Origin of the sequence: Acetobacterium sp., from assembly GCF_036508315.1 — a bacterium.
Taxonomy (GTDB): domain Bacteria; phylum Bacillota; class Clostridia; order Eubacteriales; family Eubacteriaceae; genus Acetobacterium.
In genome coordinates this window covers 1-17,027 of sequence record NZ_DATCHP010000097.1, presented here as the reverse complement: position 1 = coordinate 17,027, position 17,027 = coordinate 1, and the positions used below count along the sequence as shown (strand labels likewise).

General features: G+C 37.8%; 20 protein-coding genes, 2 riboswitches and 1 other annotated feature. Of the genes, 2 read left to right on the top strand and 18 right to left on the bottom strand.

The annotated features are described in order from the left end of the window. From VIK44_RS11840 to VIK44_RS11770, 15 genes are all read right to left on the bottom strand, one after another. A partial coding sequence (locus VIK44_RS11840; RefSeq protein ID WP_331554097.1) for an EscU/YscU/HrcU family type III secretion system export apparatus switch protein occupies positions 1–619 on the bottom strand: 619 nt, incomplete at its 3' end. 26 nt (positions 620–645) lie between these two features. Next, positions 646–1,413, bottom strand: coding sequence for a flagellar biosynthetic protein FliR (gene fliR / locus VIK44_RS11835; protein ID WP_331554096.1), 768 nt, complete (start codon positions 1,411–1,413; stop codon positions 646–648). Between the two features lie 45 nt (positions 1,414–1,458). Beyond that, complete coding sequence (fliQ, locus tag VIK44_RS11830) at positions 1,459–1,725, bottom strand: flagellar biosynthesis protein FliQ (protein WP_331554095.1); 267 nt, start codon at positions 1,723–1,725, stop codon at positions 1,459–1,461. A gap of 17 nt (positions 1,726–1,742) precedes the next feature. Beyond that, positions 1,743–2,525 (bottom strand): flagellar type III secretion system pore protein FliP, encoded by a 783-nt coding sequence (gene fliP / locus VIK44_RS11825; protein ID WP_331554094.1) that lies wholly within the window; start codon positions 2,523–2,525, stop codon positions 1,743–1,745. Further along, complete coding sequence (locus VIK44_RS11820) at positions 2,512–2,874, bottom strand: flagellar biosynthetic protein FliO (protein WP_331554093.1); 363 nt, start codon at positions 2,872–2,874, stop codon at positions 2,512–2,514. The genes fliP and VIK44_RS11820 overlap by 14 nt, the downstream gene beginning before the upstream one ends. Before the next feature lie 17 nt (positions 2,875–2,891). Further along, positions 2,892–3,254, bottom strand: a complete 363-nt coding sequence (locus VIK44_RS11815; RefSeq protein WP_331554092.1) for a response regulator — start codon at positions 3,252–3,254, stop codon at positions 2,892–2,894. A 32-nt stretch (positions 3,255–3,286) separates the two neighbouring features. Continuing rightward, entirely contained in the window at positions 3,287–4,417 is a 1,131-nt protein-coding gene (fliY, locus tag VIK44_RS11810; RefSeq protein WP_331554091.1) for a flagellar motor switch phosphatase FliY, read from the bottom strand. Then, positions 4,414–5,427 (bottom strand): flagellar motor switch protein FliM, encoded by a 1,014-nt coding sequence (locus VIK44_RS11805; protein ID WP_331554090.1) that lies wholly within the window; start codon positions 5,425–5,427, stop codon positions 4,414–4,416. The genes fliY and VIK44_RS11805 overlap by 4 nt, the downstream gene beginning before the upstream one ends. 208 nt (positions 5,428–5,635) lie before the next feature. After that, complete coding sequence (locus VIK44_RS11800) at positions 5,636–6,403, bottom strand: flagellar motor protein MotB (protein WP_331554089.1); 768 nt, start codon at positions 6,401–6,403, stop codon at positions 5,636–5,638. A 20-nt stretch (positions 6,404–6,423) separates the two neighbouring features. Next, positions 6,424–7,293 (bottom strand): motility protein A, encoded by an 870-nt coding sequence (locus tag VIK44_RS11795; protein WP_331554088.1) that lies wholly within the window; start codon positions 7,291–7,293, stop codon positions 6,424–6,426. Between the two features lie 29 nt (positions 7,294–7,322). After that, positions 7,323–7,517 carry a flagellar FlbD family protein gene (locus VIK44_RS11790; protein ID WP_331554087.1) on the bottom strand — a complete coding sequence of 65 codons (195 nt, stop codon included), beginning with the start codon at positions 7,515–7,517 and terminating at the stop codon, positions 7,323–7,325. Positions 7,518–7,552: 35 nt separating this feature from the next. Next, positions 7,553–8,437 carry a flagellar hook-basal body complex protein gene (locus tag VIK44_RS11785; RefSeq protein WP_331554086.1) on the bottom strand — a complete coding sequence of 295 codons (885 nt, stop codon included), beginning with the start codon at positions 8,435–8,437 and terminating at the stop codon, positions 7,553–7,555. A 75-nt stretch (positions 8,438–8,512) separates the two neighbouring features. Next, positions 8,513–8,920, bottom strand: coding sequence for a TIGR02530 family flagellar biosynthesis protein (locus tag VIK44_RS11780; RefSeq protein ID WP_331554085.1), 408 nt, complete (start codon positions 8,918–8,920; stop codon positions 8,513–8,515). A 29-nt stretch (positions 8,921–8,949) separates the two neighbouring features. Then, positions 8,950–9,372 (bottom strand): flagellar hook assembly protein FlgD, encoded by a 423-nt coding sequence (locus tag VIK44_RS11775; RefSeq protein ID WP_331554084.1) that lies wholly within the window; start codon positions 9,370–9,372, stop codon positions 8,950–8,952. Between the two features lie 12 nt (positions 9,373–9,384). Continuing rightward, complete coding sequence (locus tag VIK44_RS11770) at positions 9,385–11,055, bottom strand: flagellar hook-length control protein FliK (RefSeq protein ID WP_331554083.1); 1,671 nt, start codon at positions 11,053–11,055, stop codon at positions 9,385–9,387. A gap of 340 nt (positions 11,056–11,395) precedes the next feature. Next, positions 11,396–11,481: riboswitch (cyclic di-GMP riboswitch) on the bottom strand. A 214-nt stretch (positions 11,482–11,695) separates the two neighbouring features. Beyond that, positions 11,696–11,909 (top strand) — a binding site (T-box leader). Between the two features lie 55 nt (positions 11,910–11,964). On the opposite strand from VIK44_RS11770, the gene VIK44_RS11765 reads away from it, so the two are divergent. Further along, the gene (locus VIK44_RS11765) at positions 11,965–13,359 is read left to right on the top strand and encodes a glycine--tRNA ligase (RefSeq protein ID WP_331554082.1); all 1,395 of its coding nucleotides are present in this window, start codon (positions 11,965–11,967) and stop codon (positions 13,357–13,359) included. A gap of 78 nt (positions 13,360–13,437) precedes the next feature. On the opposite strand, the gene VIK44_RS11760 is transcribed toward VIK44_RS11765, so the two are convergent. After that, positions 13,438–13,827, bottom strand: a complete 390-nt coding sequence (locus tag VIK44_RS11760) for a 4Fe-4S binding protein (protein ID WP_331554081.1) — start codon at positions 13,825–13,827, stop codon at positions 13,438–13,440. 219 nt (positions 13,828–14,046) lie between these two features. Continuing rightward, positions 14,047–14,135, top strand: a riboswitch (TPP riboswitch). 46 nt (positions 14,136–14,181) lie between these two features. On the opposite strand from VIK44_RS11760, the gene thiT reads away from it, so the two are divergent. After that, complete coding sequence (gene thiT / locus VIK44_RS11755) at positions 14,182–14,853, top strand: energy-coupled thiamine transporter ThiT (protein WP_331554080.1); 672 nt, start codon at positions 14,182–14,184, stop codon at positions 14,851–14,853. Positions 14,854–14,906: 53 nt separating this feature from the next. On the opposite strand, the gene VIK44_RS11750 is transcribed toward thiT, so the two are convergent. Further along, positions 14,907–15,746 (bottom strand): metallophosphoesterase, encoded by an 840-nt coding sequence (locus VIK44_RS11750; protein WP_331554079.1) that lies wholly within the window; start codon positions 15,744–15,746, stop codon positions 14,907–14,909. Between the two features lie 3 nt (positions 15,747–15,749). Then, complete coding sequence (gene prfA / locus VIK44_RS11745; protein WP_331554078.1) at positions 15,750–16,820, bottom strand: peptide chain release factor 1; 1,071 nt, start codon at positions 16,818–16,820, stop codon at positions 15,750–15,752. Between the last annotated feature and the right edge of the window lie 207 nt (positions 16,821–17,027).

Here is a 17,027-nt window from a genome sequence, read left to right as displayed (position 1 = left end):
AGTCTAAAATGGCGACTCCTGCAAAAATAATACAAATTTGATTGACCATTCCCGTGATTTTTTGAATCATAAAGGATATATCCGTAGACAGTCGATTGCTTAACAAATCCGGTGTTAATGGCAAAATACTCATAATACTGGTATAAATAATGGATAAAACTAAAACAATTTTAATAATGGATTTAATTAATTCTACAACGGATCTTAGCGAAAACAATCGTTTAATGCCCTGCATCAAGCTAATTCTGCTGTATTTAAACTTTATGAGATCTCCTGAAATTAAAAATCCTGTTTGAATACCAACCATTATTATAGCAGTGAAGGCTAAGACAATAATAATCGGCATGGCTGAAATAAAAAAAACTTGTACCGCCTCTTTTGTAATTTGAACACAAGTCGCAACGGTTAATGTCTGCAACCCAATGATCTTAGTCATTTGCCCCAAATAATAAGACTTAACTTGCTGGGCAATGAATAATCCTAACTGGCTGACTATAAAGAATCCAATAAGTAAAATAAAAACACTGACAACGTCCTTGCTTTGGTAGGCATTACCTTTTTTTCGCTCGTCTTTTTTCTTTTTCGGGGTTGCTTTTTCTGTTTTATCTGATTCTGCCATTCTTTTCTCCGACTAGTATCTTTTTTTTAAGTTAAAAATGTCAGTACCTGAGCTATTCTTTCCAGCATAATCGAATTGATCATTGTCATATATTTTGCCAATGCCGGAATAATCGTCAGAAGTACAACCAGGCCAACCAATATCTTAATTTGCAAATTCACAACAAACACATTAATATTTGGAACCAATCGCATAAGAATTCCAACAGCAACTTCGACAATGATTTCAGTCACAACAATTGCCATTGAAAGTTGTACCGCATAGGCCAGAATACAGGCAAAGAGTTCTATAAAAAAGACACTTAACCGGGTACTTATGGGCTGGAGACCAATTGGTACCACCTGAAAAGATTTAATGACGATGTTCATCAGTGCCAAATGACTGTTGGATATGAAAAACAACAAAATGTACATGGAAGTCATTATATTTCCTGTTAATGAAATGTTTGCTTTACTGGTAGGATCATACATGGAAGCCATACTGAAACCCATTTGCAAATCGATTAATTCTCCGCCAATGTGAAATACGGACAAAAACAACTGCATAATGAATCCGATGGTTAATCCAACCGCAAATTCCTTGAGCATTGCCAACATCAATTCAATGGTGGTATAATTGATCACCGAAATATTTCCAATTTCATAAACAGCATTTAATGCAATGACCAGGGTTAAACCAACTTTTAAAACATTCGGTATGCTTTTTCTTCCAAAAATTGGATTGAAGAAAATCATACCGGCTACTCTGCAACTTGCAAAGAGAAAAATCATGTATTGATTCATATCAAACGACAATGTTTTCACCCTTTATTAATAAACAAATAAAATGCATTGTCATCTTTATATTTTTGTTGCAATCAATTCGAAGATCCTGAAAACAAAATCCATCATTTGCTGAAGCATCCAGCCTCCGGTCAAAATAAGTGCAATTCCAATAAAAATTAATTTTGGAACAAATGTCATGGTCTGCTCATTAATGGAGGTTGCCGCCTGAAAAATCGAAATGATGAGCCCTACTAAAATACTGCCCACGAGAATCGGCCCTGAAACTTTTAATCCGGTGATAATGGCATCTCTGAAAATATCAATTAAATCCGCTGTACCCAATGATTTCGCCCCTTTCTTTAGTTATAGGTCATGACCAGGGTTTTAACTAAAAGGCCCCAACCATCTACCACTACAAATAGCATTATTTTAAACGGCAAGGAAATCATGACTGGAGGAAGCATCATCATTCCCATCGACATAAGTATACTTGCCACAATCATATCCACGATTAAAAATGGAATAAAAAGTAAAAATCCGATGAGAAATGCCCGTTTAAGTTCACTGATGACAAAGGCCGGAACAACAATGGTCATCGGTAAATCCTTTGGTGCAATATTTTGCAAATCGTCCTGAGTGTACAAATTGATAAACAGCTCCACATCTTGTGTTGTGGTTTGTTTGAGCATCCAATCCTTTAAGGGAATGGTAGCTGTATCAATAAACTGCTGGGTATTAATTTCCCCGGCATTATAGGGCTGTAATGCGGTATCGTTGATTTGTACAAATACCGGTGCCATTACAAAAAAAGTTATTGCCAGGGCCAGACCCACTAAAATCTGGTTGGGAGGTGTTTGCTGTAACCCAAGTGCGCTTCTTAAAAATGAAAGCACAATGATAATTCTTCCAAAACAGGTCATCATCAGCAAAATAGTGGGAACCACTGCAATGAGTGATAAAAGCACAATGATTTTAACTGTATCAGAACCTTCTCCGGCGATTAAGCTTTCCACTGAAAATGGCGCTGCTCCATGGGCCGTTGTTAGTGTGATCTGAAAAAATAGTGCGATCACAGGTATCATTGCAAATAGTTTAATGAATAATCCTTTTCTTTTATTAATCATCTTTTTAATTTTTTTCATTTTTGTTTTCTTTTAGAGTGAATTTTTTTAAAATACTTAAAAAGCTTTCTTTTGTCATTTCCGATTTTTGTGGAACAACAATCGGATCATCAAGTTGGGTCAAAATATTAATATTTTGATCATTGATACCCACCATATACTGAATTCCCTGTACATCAATAATGATAATTGATCCGGTTTTACTGACAACAAGCCTTTCCACCACTTTTATATGGTTTCCTCCTGTTAAGGATCCCTGTCCCCTTGCGATCCTTCTTACATACCATCGACTTCCGTAATAGGTCAGCACAATAACAACCATGGTTCCTATCAGTGCCGAAATCGCAGAAAAAATATCGCCACCATTCACTTTAGACTTTCCTCCTACTATTCCCCAAGAACATTTTTCACTGTTTGGATCAGACGTTCCGGTTTAAAGGGTTTAACGATGAAATCCAAGGCTCCCAATTTAATGGCTTCAACAACCATTCCTTCTTGACCCATTGCCGAACACATCACAACTTTTGCTTTGGGCTCCAATTTCTTAATCTCCCGCAAAGCTGCTATCCCATCCATTACCGGCATAGTAATATCCAGCAAAACCAGATCCGGCTGAGTCTCGGTGTATTTCGAAACAGCAATTTCACCGTTTCCAGCCTCAACAAAATCTGTGTAGCCTCCTTTTTTTAAATTGTCCTTGATCATCATTCGCATAAATGCAGCATCATCTACAATTAAAATTTTCAACATATTTTATCCCTTCCTATTTTCAATAATATTTATTAGCTTGATCTTCTAAGACTAAGCTCTTCCTTGACTTTAATAATTTCAGTGATTTTGACACAATAGTTGTCATCAACAACAACAACATCGCCTCTTGCAATAAGCCGTCCATTGGCGATTACATCTACTTGATCCCCTGCCTGTTTGTCTAATTCGATAATATTTCCAAGGGTTAACTCAGCGATATCTTTGATCTTTTTTTGAGTTTTACCTAATTCTACGGTAATTTGTATGGGTACAGACATAATTAAGTCTAAATTATTACTAACGCTTTTTATTATATTAGGTTCTTCTCCAAGTTCTTTATAATTATAGCTGGAAACCTGTACTTGTTTTTTCTTGGCAATCATTTTTTCTGTGGGACCCTGATCTGAACGCGGTTCTGATTTCACAACAGATTCAGATTGGGAGGATCGTTTTGGCTCTGCTCTTACCTGATTCTGGGATTCTTCAAAAGCCGGTTCCTCAGGTTCTATGGGCAATGACTCTTCTTCCTGTGCTTCCGTTTCTTCTTCACCGTCAATTCCCATAACTCCCATGGACATTTTAACAATTTCTTTTACTAATAGGGGGTCCATGGCGCTAATGAATTCACTTTCCACTAAACCGTCAATACTTAAATTGAATTTAATGCTGACTAGGGTGTCTCCTTTTAATGAAAACAATTCTCTGATATTATTTTTATTGGTGACATCCAGAATTTCCGGCGGGGATATATTGACAATTTTTCCTAAAAAAGATGCAAGGGCTCCCGCAGCAGCACCCATCATCTGATTCATGATTTCCCCAATAGCACTTCTGCTTATTTCATCAAATTCTACAGCGTCACTGGTTTCCATGTCGAATAACTGAGCCAGAATTTTTTTCATGTCCGCTTCTTTTAAAAGAAGCACATTTGATCCATCAATTCCTTCAATGTATTTAATTAATACACCGACAACCGGCTCTAAATGAGTGAATTCAAAATCCTTGACTTCAATGGTTTCAATTCTTGGGGTTGTTATATTTACTTTTGTATTCAGTATGGTAGACATTGCCGTAGCAGCGGTTCCCATGCTAATGTTCATAACCTCTCCAATGACGTCTATATCCATTTCTGTTAATAAATCATTCTTTTCTTTGCTTGTCATTTGATTGGCTCACTTCCTGTTTCTGAAAATTCTTTTATTATAATGGCTTTATTTTTGTTAAAGACACCCATTTCTCCCCTAAACCAAACTTCATCATTTACAATGACATCAACTGAGGAATCAACAGATTTATTCAGCTTTAAAATATCCCCCACTTCTAAATCAAAGAGATCCTGAGATAATACTTCCACTTCCCCTAAACGACCGGTGATCTGAAGTTCTGTTTTTCTGATTTCATTAATGATATTTTTTCTTCTGGTTTCTTCTGCCTGCTGATCGCCTCTTTTGACATTTTTTTTATTTTGAGAGGTCTTATTTCTTAGCAACATGTCCAACGTCGTTGCAGGTATACAAATATTAATTTTACCCTGGGTTTCATTCACTGTAATATTCATAACGATGATCACAACATTTTCATTCGCACTTATTCCCTGTAAAGTTCTTGAATTTGTTTCAATTTTTATTAAACGGGGCGTAATTTCTATATAGTCAAACCAGACGTTTTTCATCAGATTGACCATTCCTTTTATGAAATATTCCAGAACTCCTATTTCTATTTCAGTATACTCCCTATCAGCTTCAAGAGGTTTCCCTCTACCTCCTAATAATCGTTCAATACTGCAAAATCCAATATCCTTTGACATATCAATAAGTACAAGATCTTCTTCATCTTCACTGCCTTTTATTTCAAGATCAATCATTCCCATGAGTACTGAATCAGGAAGAGCATTATTAAATTCATAATACTGTTGCTCTTCAACTTCAAAAATTTCTATTAAGCTGTAGATTTGAAGAATTCCTGTGGTATGAGAAGATAATACTCTCGCATAGTTTTCATAAATACTAAACAGCAGTTTAAGTTGTTCTCTGGTAAATAGCTTTGGTCTTCTAAAGTCATACTCTTTAACCCTACCGAAAAGACTTGTTTTTGGATCCTCTGCTTCGTCTTTACCACTTGTCAAACTACTTAAAAGACTGTCAATTTGACTTTGTGAAAGAATTTCAGCCATAATTGTTTCTCCTAATTATTGTTGTTCGTAGGTAATTGCTAAAGTACCGTGAGCTTCGCTGTCTGTTTTCATGAAACAATTTTTCCACTATACGTCGTACAGTTCGTTGAACTGTTCGCCTATACGTTATAAAATTGTTTATGAAAACTGACATCAAAGCAATTTACGATTGGTTTATGAATTTCGCAATTGCCTAATTGTTGTCCTTTTAATTCTTAACCTCTGTTTGAGATTTTTCTTCATCGTATATTTTGTCCAATTCATTCTGAATATTATCATTTTGTGAAATTAAAATTTCAACGCGTCTATTTCTTGCCCGGTTTTCCTCTGTATCATTGGGTGCAATGGGCCGATACATGCCATAACCCACTGCAAGCAGCTTTCCCGGATCGGCTATATAGCCATTTTCAAAATATTCCAACACCACATTGGCGCGATCTGTTGATAAATCCCGATCATTAACCGTCGATTCTGCCTGAGCGGTATGTCCGTCAATTCTAATTGACTTCACACTGGGTTCAACCGCCGACAAAACTTTGCCCATGTCAGCAAGAATGGCTTGTCCTTCTGGTTTAATTTGAGCACTGTCCGCTTCAAAAAAAACCGGCGCCATAAATTTCACCAAGACCATATCTTGACCTTTAATGACTTGCACTGAATCTTCCATTCCGTTTTCCCTGGCGTACTGACTTAAGTACTGATACAAGTCCTCAAGATCAACAACATCCTCAACAGCAATGTCCTTCTGAGGTGAGGTAGCTGCATCGGGATCTGCGGTTGCACTTACTTGGCCTGTAGGCTTTTCAGTCGCATTGGGATTAAATATGTCCACCAGCATTTCATATTTTTGGTTATCTATTGATGACATTGAATATAAAAAAATAAAGAAAACCAGAACTAGGGTAATCATATCAGCATAGGTATTCAGCCAGGCATCTTTATTGACCGTTTTTTTTTTCTTTTCACGTCTTGCCATAATAAATTTCCTCTTGCCTGCTAATTTTCTAAGCTATGTTCTGTTTTAGCTTTGGCCTTAATCCTGACTTTGGTTTTAGCTTTAGCTGTTTTTACTTTTTGTCCTGTCAGTTTCGGGATTTCTTTTTCATCTAAAAAATTCAGTAGTTTTTCTCTGATATGTTTTGGATTTTCCCCTTCTTTGATGCAAATGACACCTTCGATGATTATTTCTTTAAAAAGAATCTCTCTTTCCTGAATGATTTCAAGTTTGTTCGATATGGGCGTGAAAAAACAATTAGCAAGAATTGAGCCATAAAACGTTGTAATCAAAGCGACGGACATATCCTGACCCAGATTTCCTGCTCCTCCGGTTAAACTCATGGATTTTAGCATATTAACAAGACCGATTAAGGTTCCTATCATACCCAGAGCCGGCCCAATAGCAGATCCCATATCGTATAACTTTCGCTCTTCCTCGTTACGCTTTTCAATATAAGACAGCTTTTGATCAAACCAAACCCTTAATTTATCAGGTTCAATGGCATCCACAATGAGAAAAATACTTTCTTTTAGAAAGTCATCTTTAAAATCTTTTGTCTTATCTTCCAAAGACAAAAGTCCCTTTCTTCTGGCTTCTTTTGATAGTTCCGTTAATATTTCCACGTATTCGTAGGGATCTTTTTTATCTTTACCGATAATCATTTTAAAATGCTTTGGAATGTTTTTGAATGTTTTTAATGGGAATGACGCAAGTAAAACAAAAAAAGTTCCTCCGATGGTTATAAATATACTGGCGCCATTGACAAAATTTAATAGTTTTGTAAAATCAAATCCGCCGCCACCAAAAGATATCCCAAACATGATTGCCATAAAGACTCCAACATAGCCTATTATTGTGGTCTTTTCCATATGATCAGACTCCCTGTCAAAGTTTATGTTTATCTAATGTTAATGTTTCTTTTAAAGGCAACAACCTTTGATAGAACCTCTGACCCACTTTCTGCAACCACATAATAATTCCCATTGAGAAGTCTTATGGTTGTATCCGGTTTTTCCTCAATCGTTTCAATTAATTCAGAATTTAAAATAAATTTCTCGTCATGATTTTTATTCAATTTTGTTAATTCTATCATCTTGTTCCCTTCAAGTTAAATTAAAATAATATTATCTATCGTTTGAGATTGATTAACTCTTCAAGAATTGTATCTGATACTGTAATCATTCTGGAGTTGGCCTGAAAACCTCTTTGGGCAATAATCATGTCGGTAAACTCTTTGGATAAATCCACATTTGACATTTCAAGAGCACCAGAACGAATCGTTCCGGTTGCATCGGTTCCTGGTGTTGCTATAATGGGTTGCCCTGAATTCATTGATTGAATACTATATCCACTGCCATCCTGGCTTAAACCATCCACATTGTCAAATTTAGCCACTGCCAAATAACCGAGTGTTTTTGGAATTCCAGCACTGTTGATTCCGGTTATTTCACCAGAAGATCCAATGGTAATACCGGAATATTGTTCAAGTGAGGCTGGAACCGTTGCAGGGTTAGCAGCAGCTATTTGAATATTGACCAAAGGCAAAGTTGGCTTACCAGCGGCATCAAGAGTTTTTATTCCAGTAGTAGCATCAAATGCACATCCCTGAATAAAACTCCCATTGACATCCGTTAATGTTCCGGTAGCATCAAATTTTAAATTCCCGACTCGAGTATATTTAGAAACGCCATCATCCCCCTTAACCGGAAGATACCCCTCGCCATTAATATAGACATCCAATGCGCGTCCTGTGTCAGCGCCTCCGGACATGGTATTAATTACGTCTATGGAACCAACCTTGGTTCCATATCCCAGTTGATTCGAATTGATCCCTCCTGAAGTGGCACTTGGCTGAGATGCGCCTTGAAGGTTCTGGTAGAAAACATCACTGAAAGTCACTCGACTTGATTTGAATCCATAAGTATTGACGTTGGCAATATTATTACCAATTACATTTAATTTGGTTTGATGTGCTGACATTCCTGAAATCCCCGAATACATAGCTATTAACATTTTTTATCCTTTCTGTACCGTTAGCAGAGCTTATCTGTCGTTCAAAGCTCTTATAGTTTCCTTGTTGAGGTCCAACTACAAAAATACGGCACCATCAATATCATTGAATAGTTTATTTTTCATTTCATTTTTATCCACTACAGTAATTACGCGTTTGTTTACAGCATTAACAATAAACGCTGAATCCTCTATGATGATAAGTGCATTGTCTATTCCTTTTTTTTGAGCTTCATCACAGGCATTTCCAAGTTTTTCTAGATCACTTTCACTGACCTCAATGTTTCTCTGCTCCTTTCTAATATTTGCATGTTTTGAAAAAGTCACGGTATTCCTAACTTCATGACTTAATAATTCCTGAAAAGATGCGTTCGTTTTTTTCAACTCTTTCGCTGATTGTGTCTGATTCATGGCCGTGATTATTTTTGTTTGTCTGCTGATCGCATTAATGAGTGAGTTATGATTCCCAATAATTGGGTTAGCCATATTGCCACCTTTGATTTCCTGAAATCTGTTTATGCAACTGTTGAACTTTCTTTTTCCTTATTCACTTCCATAATACTGCTGATGGGATATTTTATTCCGTTGACTAAAATTTCAGCATCGCCATTATACAAGTTCACACCATCTACGGTTCCGGTAATGGTGTTTATTGAACCATCATCTTTTGTCTCAGCCAATGTGACTTCTTTGCCGATTAAACTGACACTGTAACTTGTTTTTGAAGCCTCGCTTAAATCAGCAAGTGCCTGAACCATTGAAAACTGTGCCATCTGAGAAGTATATTCTGTACTGTCAACAGGATTATTCATATCCTGATTTTGAAGCTGGGCAACCATTAACTTAAAGAAATCGTCCATTGCCAATGTACTGTTGGTTTTTGTTGTGCTATTGGTTGCAGTAGCAGCCTGTGAACTATTAATAGCATCAATTGCCATCTCTTAATCCTCCTATACTAAAACATTTATTCTATAATCGGTGTGCTTTAATCTCTGATCGTTTTCTCCAAGTCCCAATTTCAACTTCTGATCATTGTCCGCTCTTGCATCTTCTTTTAAAAGTGATTGCTTTTGGTTTTGGGAAAAGTCCATTCCCATGTTCATCATTGATGCTTGACTATTACTATCATAATTATTTTGAGATTGATTGTTTAAATGAACACTTTCAACCTGAACATTTTGAAGAGCCAGGTTTTTAATTAATTTATCAATCTGTCCCAATAACAACGCCTGGGTTTCTTTGCTAAAAGCCATAATATCAATGACAAGCTTTCCCTGTTCAAATTTCAATTGAACATCTATCTCTCCTAAATTTTCAGGATCAAGTTTCATCTGAAAAGTCATGGGTTTATTCTTATCAAGCTGAAAGATAATTTCCTGCTCAATCTGTGCTGACAAATCCACTTTATCAATCGTTAGTATTTCAGCATTTTTCACTGGAAACGTATTCAATAAAGGGACTTCTTCCATTTCTGTTTGGGTAACATCCTTTTGATCTTCTGATCCAATGGCTTTCTGGTCTGTTCCTGTCTTTGCTGATAAAGTTGGGTCAATCGCTCCCGGGATTGGTTTGGCTGGTTCCGGGGTCTGCCGGGTCTGTTTAATAACCGCTTCACCTTCCGATGCAATGACTTTCTGGTCTGTTCCTGTCTTTGCTGATAAAGTTGGGTCAACCGCTCCCGCGATTGGTTTGGCTGGTTCCGGGGGCTGCTGGGTCTGTTTGATAACCGCTTCACCTTCCGGTGCAATGACTTTCTGGTCTGTTCCTGTTTTTGCTGATAAAGTTGGGTCAACCGCTCCCGCGATTGGTTTGGCTGATTCCGGGGGCTGCTGGGTCTGTTTAATAACCGCTTCACCTTCCGGTGCAATGACTTTCTGGTCTGTTCCTGTCTTTGCTGATAAAATTGGGTCAACCGCTCCCGCGATTGGTTTGGCTGGTTCCGGGGACTGCTGGGTCTGTTTAATAACCGCTTCACCTTCCGGTGAAATGACTTTCTGGTCTGTTCCTGTCTTTGCTGATAAAGCAAGGTCAACCTCTCCAATAATTATCTCAGATGATTTCGTTCCAGTATTCGATACTGAACTATCTTCACCTTCAATGCCTGGGCTCTTAATTTTTTGACCGCTTTCATTTGTTCCTACAAATAATTGATCCACCTGGGAAGGATTATTTGTATTTTCGACTAATTGACTGGTTAGCTGACTGACATCGTCAATTCCAGTATTCGGGCTTGGATTTCCAGAACCAAAGTTAATGCCTGTTCGGGTATTATTCATTGATGTCAAAAACATATTAGGGGAACTTTGAAGCAGACTCATTAAATTATTTTCTGATATTTCTTTGAATCTGTCCTTGATGTTCTCATCAATTTCTGTTCCTGTTAATTTTTCATCGGGCATAAGTTCCTGAGGATTTTTAACCGATAAAACTGCCTGCTGCATTGGCAGTTGATTTTTACCATTTTTTGTCTGATCGAGTAAATCTTTAAAGCGAATGCTTCCTTCATTTAAGCCTTTAGGTTCCACTAAACCTTTAGTTTCCAAATTACTGCGTTTTATTCCTGATGCAACCGTTAATCCGTCTATTTTTGAATTAGATTTCGGATTAAACTCTATATTCATTATATCACCACCTTCCATTGGATTTTCAAGTGCTCGTCTTTGCCCTCTTTGAAAAACAAGGAGCCCATCAATCATTCTGTTGTTCCAACCTATATATCAACAATCATCATGACCTGGTAATATTCGACTATCTATTGCTGATTCCAGAAGGAGATGATCGGTGCTATCATATGTAATTTAATGCACAATTAATTAATAATTGCTTTTATAAGGATTTTATTCCTGTTCGAATTGCATAATAACGATTAAATCAAATTAAGCTTTTATTAAAATTGTATTCTCACAAATAAAAAAAAGCAACATATCAAACGTTGCATAAAAGAGATTAAAAGAATCCATTATTTGCAACTGGCTGTCATATAAAAAATTTATTTAGACCCTTTAGTTTTGCGTCCTTACTTTTCGGTAAGTATGCCTGCTATTTAATTAGTTTTATATTATTCCATATTCGCCAATCTGTCAATGAAAATACGCTGAAAATAATACAAATATCAGAAATAATAATAACATCCTGAAGAATAATTTTGTTATGCAAATCTGGAAGCATATTTCTTATAATTCTTTAAAAATGTCAAGAGGAAATCGCAACTTCCTCTTGACATTTCTTCGTGTTTTTGCTAAGCTTAAATTTAGTTTGCAAATAAAAGCGTTGAAAAAAGATTAAAACATTGGGTCAATGGTTCAAGCGAGCAGATGCTGGTGTGAGATCTGTGCGAATACCCGATGAATGGTACTTTTGGAGCTGCAGGTGTTGTAATAATTATATGATGCTTGACGTGAAACTCGTTAGAAAATAAGGTGGTTTGTCTAAGGCAAACAACTTGGGTGGAACCGCGGAACAAACCGTCCCTTGTAGATTACAAGAGACGGTTTTATTTTTAATATTTTTTAGTCCATAGGAGGAAAAACATGTCGCAATTTACCATGGCTGAAATTGTCAGCATCGCTAAAATGAGGGGAATTATTTTCCCTGGTTCGGAAATTTATGATGGTCTTGCCAATACCTGGGATTACGGTCCATTGGGTGTTGAAATGAAAAACAATGTAAAAAAAGCCTGGTGGAAAAAATTCGTCCAGGAATCGCCATACAACGTGGGCTTGGATGCTGCTATTCTTATGAACCCTAAAACCTGGGTCGCATCAGGGCATGTTGGGGGATTTAATGATCCACTAATGGATTGTAAAGCCTGCAAATCACGTTTCCGGGCGGATAAGCTCATTGCCGACTACTATTTCGAAAAAGGTGAAGATGTTATCATTGATGCCTGGTCCAATGATCAGATGATGGCCTTTATTCTTGAAAACAATATTGTCTGTCCTGATTGCGGGAAAATGGATTATACTGAGATCCGTCAGTTTAATCTCATGTTTAAAACCTTCCAGGGGGTCAACGAAGATACAGCCAGTGAGATTTTTTTAAGACCGGAAACTGCCCAGGGTATTTTTGTAAACTTTAAGAACGTTCAAAGAACCACTCGGAAAAAAATACCCTTTGGTATTGCTCAGGTTGGTAAATCGTTTAGAAACGAAATTACTCCTGGTAACTTTACTTTTAGAACCCGAGAGTTTGAACAAATGGAGCTTGAATTTTTCTGTGCCCCCGGCACCGATCTCGAATGGTTTGATTACTGGAAAGACTTTTGTAAAAAATGGTTATTTGATTTGGGTATGAAGGATGATAACATTCGTTTCCGAGATCACGAAAAGGAAGAACTTTCACATTACAGTAATGCCACTACCGATGTAGAATTTCGCTTCCCATTTGGTTGGGGTGAACTCTGGGGAATTGCAGATCGGACTGACTTCGACCTGACACAGCATCAAAATTTTTCTACTAAAGATATGAAATACACAGACACCGTAACCAATGAAAAATATATTCCTTATGTTATTGAACCTTCACTAGGGGCTGATCGCGTATTCCTTGCTTTCTTAGTTAATTCTATGGAAAAAGAAGTCATTCAGAATGGGGATAAAACTGAGGAACGCAACGTCATGAAAATCCATCCTTTCCTTTCAGCTTACAAGGCAACGGTTTTGCCGTTGTCTAAAAAGCTTAGTGCTGAAGCCACTGAAATTTATCAGTTGTTGGCCAAAAGCTTTATGGTTGAGTATGATGAAACCGGAAGCATTGGCAAGCGTTACCGACGTCAGGATGAAATTGGTACTCCCTTCTGTGTGACGGTTGATTTTGATACATTAGAAGATCAATGTGTTACTGTAAGAGATCGTGATACCATGAAACAGGATCGCATCGCCATCGGTGAATTGGTAAACTATATTGCTACTCGTATTGAATTTTAATTGTTTGGTAAACCGAACTGTTATTAACCTAAAAAAGGCTCCCTCGGGAACCTTTTTTAGGTTAGATCTAGTACTCTATTATGATTCTTCTATCGCTAAAACATTTTGAGGACATGCATCTACGCATATTCCGCAGGAAATACATTTTGAAGGGACATCTTTATCTTCTGATTTCACAAGAACACCAGAAGAACAGGCTTCAACACATTTTCCGCAATCCACACACAATTTTTTACTGATCATATAAACGCCTTTTTTGTTTTGGGTAATGGCTCCGGCTTCACAGGCCTCTGCACATTTACCACATTGAACGCATACAAGGGTTTTCAGACTTCCATCTTCCTCTTCTTCAATACGAATACAGGATACTTCTGGATTCAGCTCTTTGTAAAATGCATTTGCGCATGCCATTTCACACCCCAAACAACCTACACATGCCGCTTGATCTACTACCACTACTTTTTTCATTGTTACTCCTCTTTACGGATTTTTGAAAATATAATTATCCGCTTCCCTTTTAATTTAGACTAGTTCCAGTTTACGTTTGAAAATGTTAATTGTCAATGAATGAAGGAAAATTTACAGTAACTTCTATTACTTACATCTCAAACCGGTAGAATAATTGAACGAAAAATATGTATCTCTTTCTTGACAAAAACAATTTAAAACATTAGAATGCTAATATATCATAAAAGCTGGGGGAGCCGAATGGCTGAGATTCACCCTTATTACCTGATCTGGTTAATGCCAGCGGAGGGAAGCCTTATTGTCGTCAAATACTTCAATAACCCCCTCCTTTTATAGAAAAAAGGAGGATTTTTTATGTCTGAAGAAATGTTTCAATCCCTGTTGGAATCGGGAATGGCAAAGGCGGTTATTGCATTAGTCATTCTGGGAATACTCATGACGATTTTTTTCATTACTGATAAAACTCGTGAAAATTCCAGTACCAAAGCCCTAACGGTTTCTGCCATCGCCATTGCCCTGACTTTTATTCTAAACCAGATAACCCTGTTTCGTATGCCCCAGGGCGGTTCGGTAACACCCTTTGCAATGCTTATCATTGTTTTGGTGGGTTACTTTTTCGGGACACGTCAGGGAATCCTGGCAGGTGTGGCCTTTGGGCTTTTGGATCTTTTGGTGAACCCCTATGTGATTTCACCTATCCAGCTACTGGTGGATTATCCCTTGGCCTTTGGCGCCCTTGGCCTCGGGGGATTAATGAGCAAATATGATTCTGTGATTCCAGCCTTTTTATTAGGAGTCTCCGGTCGCTTTATGTGCAGCTTTCTATCCGGTGCCATTTTCTTTGGCATGTATGCCCCTGAGGGCTTTAATGGATTTACCTGGTCCCTTGTTTATAATGGTGCTTATATGGGAACCGAAGCCGTGATCACCGTTCTCTTGCTTTGCATCCCGGCGGTAAAACATGCAATCAGTCGTATTAAAAACACGTTAAATGCCAACGGCACTGTAGATCTCACAAAAGCTTAATAAAAAAAAAGGAAGGATTTTCCAATGACTGGAAACATCCTTCCTTTTAACTTTTAATAAACTTCTTGTTTATCTACTTTAATTGATACGATCTCCGGCGCATTCGTAAAGCGAAAGGGAAGCTCAGTCATCCCAATGCCTTTTGTTACAAAAAGGTCTGTTTGACCAGTGGTACCGATGGTAAATAGCCCTCTAATATATTTTTCTCCTCCTGTCGGGAGAATTCTTTTTGTCAAATAAGGAATTGAAATTTGTCCCCCATGAGTATGTCCCGCTAAAACCAATTGAATGCCGTTAATATCCATTTCATCCACGACATCCGGCTCATGGGTCAACAGAATATTATAGGCGCTATCCAAAGCATCTTCCCCCAGTTCTCTCTTCGGGAATCCCTTAATATAATCATCAAGACCCAGAAGTCTCACATTTATCTCAGAAATGTCCAGCCAGTCATTAACTAAAACCTCAAACCCTCCGGCGTTCATAATTCCTTTGTAATCATATTTTTCCAGTAAAGCATAATCATGGTTCCCCCAAATAGCATATTTACCATAGGTTGCCTGGATCTGATCCAACCCCTGGGAAATACGTTCAGGATTGCCGGTGTAATGTCCGGAGGCTCCAATAAGATCGCCTGTGAAAATAACAATATCCGGGTTTTCTGCATTTATTTTCTTTACAATCCGATCCAATTGACTGACATCATATAATTCTCCAAAATGAGTGTCTCCAAAAAAAACAATTTTAAGGGGCGCTTCAAGTTCTGAACTTTCCAGCTTTTCAGTTGTAATCACCAGAAGGTTCGGTTCAATATATCTGGCATAAATGTAACCTGACAGTATAAGAATGGTAAATATTATTAATCCAGTTAAGAAAAATTGCAGCACCTTCATTTTTTAAGAATGTTGTTTTAACTTTTCAGCCTGATCACTGGTAATTAAGGCATTCACCATTTCGTCAATATCCCCATCTAAAAAGGCTTCAAGCTGGTAAACGGTCACGCCGATACGATGATCTGAAATACGTCCCTGAGGAAAGTTATAGGTCCGTATGCGTTCACTGCGATCTCCGGTACCAACCTGACTTTTTCGATTTTCCGCAATCTCACTTTGTTGTTTCTGGGTTTCTATCTCAAGAATTCTGGCTTTTAATATTTTTAAGGCCTTATCTTTGTTCTTTAGCTGGGACTTCTCATCCTGACAGGTCGCTACCATACCTGTTGGGAGGTGGGTAATCCGAACGGCGGAGTCGGTGGTGTTAACACTTTGTCCGCCATTACCGGATGAGCGGTAAACATCAATTCTTAAATCGTTGGCACTGATATCAATTTCAACATCCTCGGCTTCTGGAAGCACTGCAACGGTAGCGGTTGAGGTATGAATACGTCCTCCGGATTCAGTGGTTGGGATTCGTTGAACACGGTGAACCCCACTTTCGTATTTCAGGCGACTGAATGCACCGGTTCCTTCAATGGAAAAGATTATTTCCTTAATCCCACCAATATCGGGAATGCTTGAGCTAAGGATTTCACTTTTCCACCCTTGACGTTCAGCATACCGGGTAAACATTCTAAAGAGATCACCGGCAAAAAGGGCGGCTTCACTTCCACCGGCTCCGGCCCGAACTTCGACAATAACATTTTTATCATCATTGGGGTCCTTGGGCAATAAAAGCACTCTCAATTCCTCTTCTAAAACAACTTTTTTTTCGGTAAGCTCCTGCAGTTCGGCTTCTGCCATTTCCTTGAAATCACTTTCCAGTTGTTTGTCTGCAAGCATTTCTTTGGTATCCGTAATGCCGCTGAGTGCTGCTGTATACTCATTATATTTTTCAATGATGGGTTGCATGTGAGATTGCTCTTTCATGAGCCTTCGCCACTGGTTCTGATCCCCAATTATTTCCGGATCACTAATTTTCTCATTTAATTCAGCATATTTTCCTGCTAAAAAATCTAACTTATCTAACATACGACTCCTTATTATTTTTTATTTTCCAGGTAATTCCGAAATTCATAAACACAACCGTAAATTGCCTTGATGTCAGTTTTCATAAACAATTTTATAACGTATAGGCGAACAGTCGTTAGACTGTCCGACGTATAGTGGAAAAATTGTTTCATGTAAACAGACAGCGAAGCTCACGGTACTTTCGGAATTACCTGGAAAATAAAAATA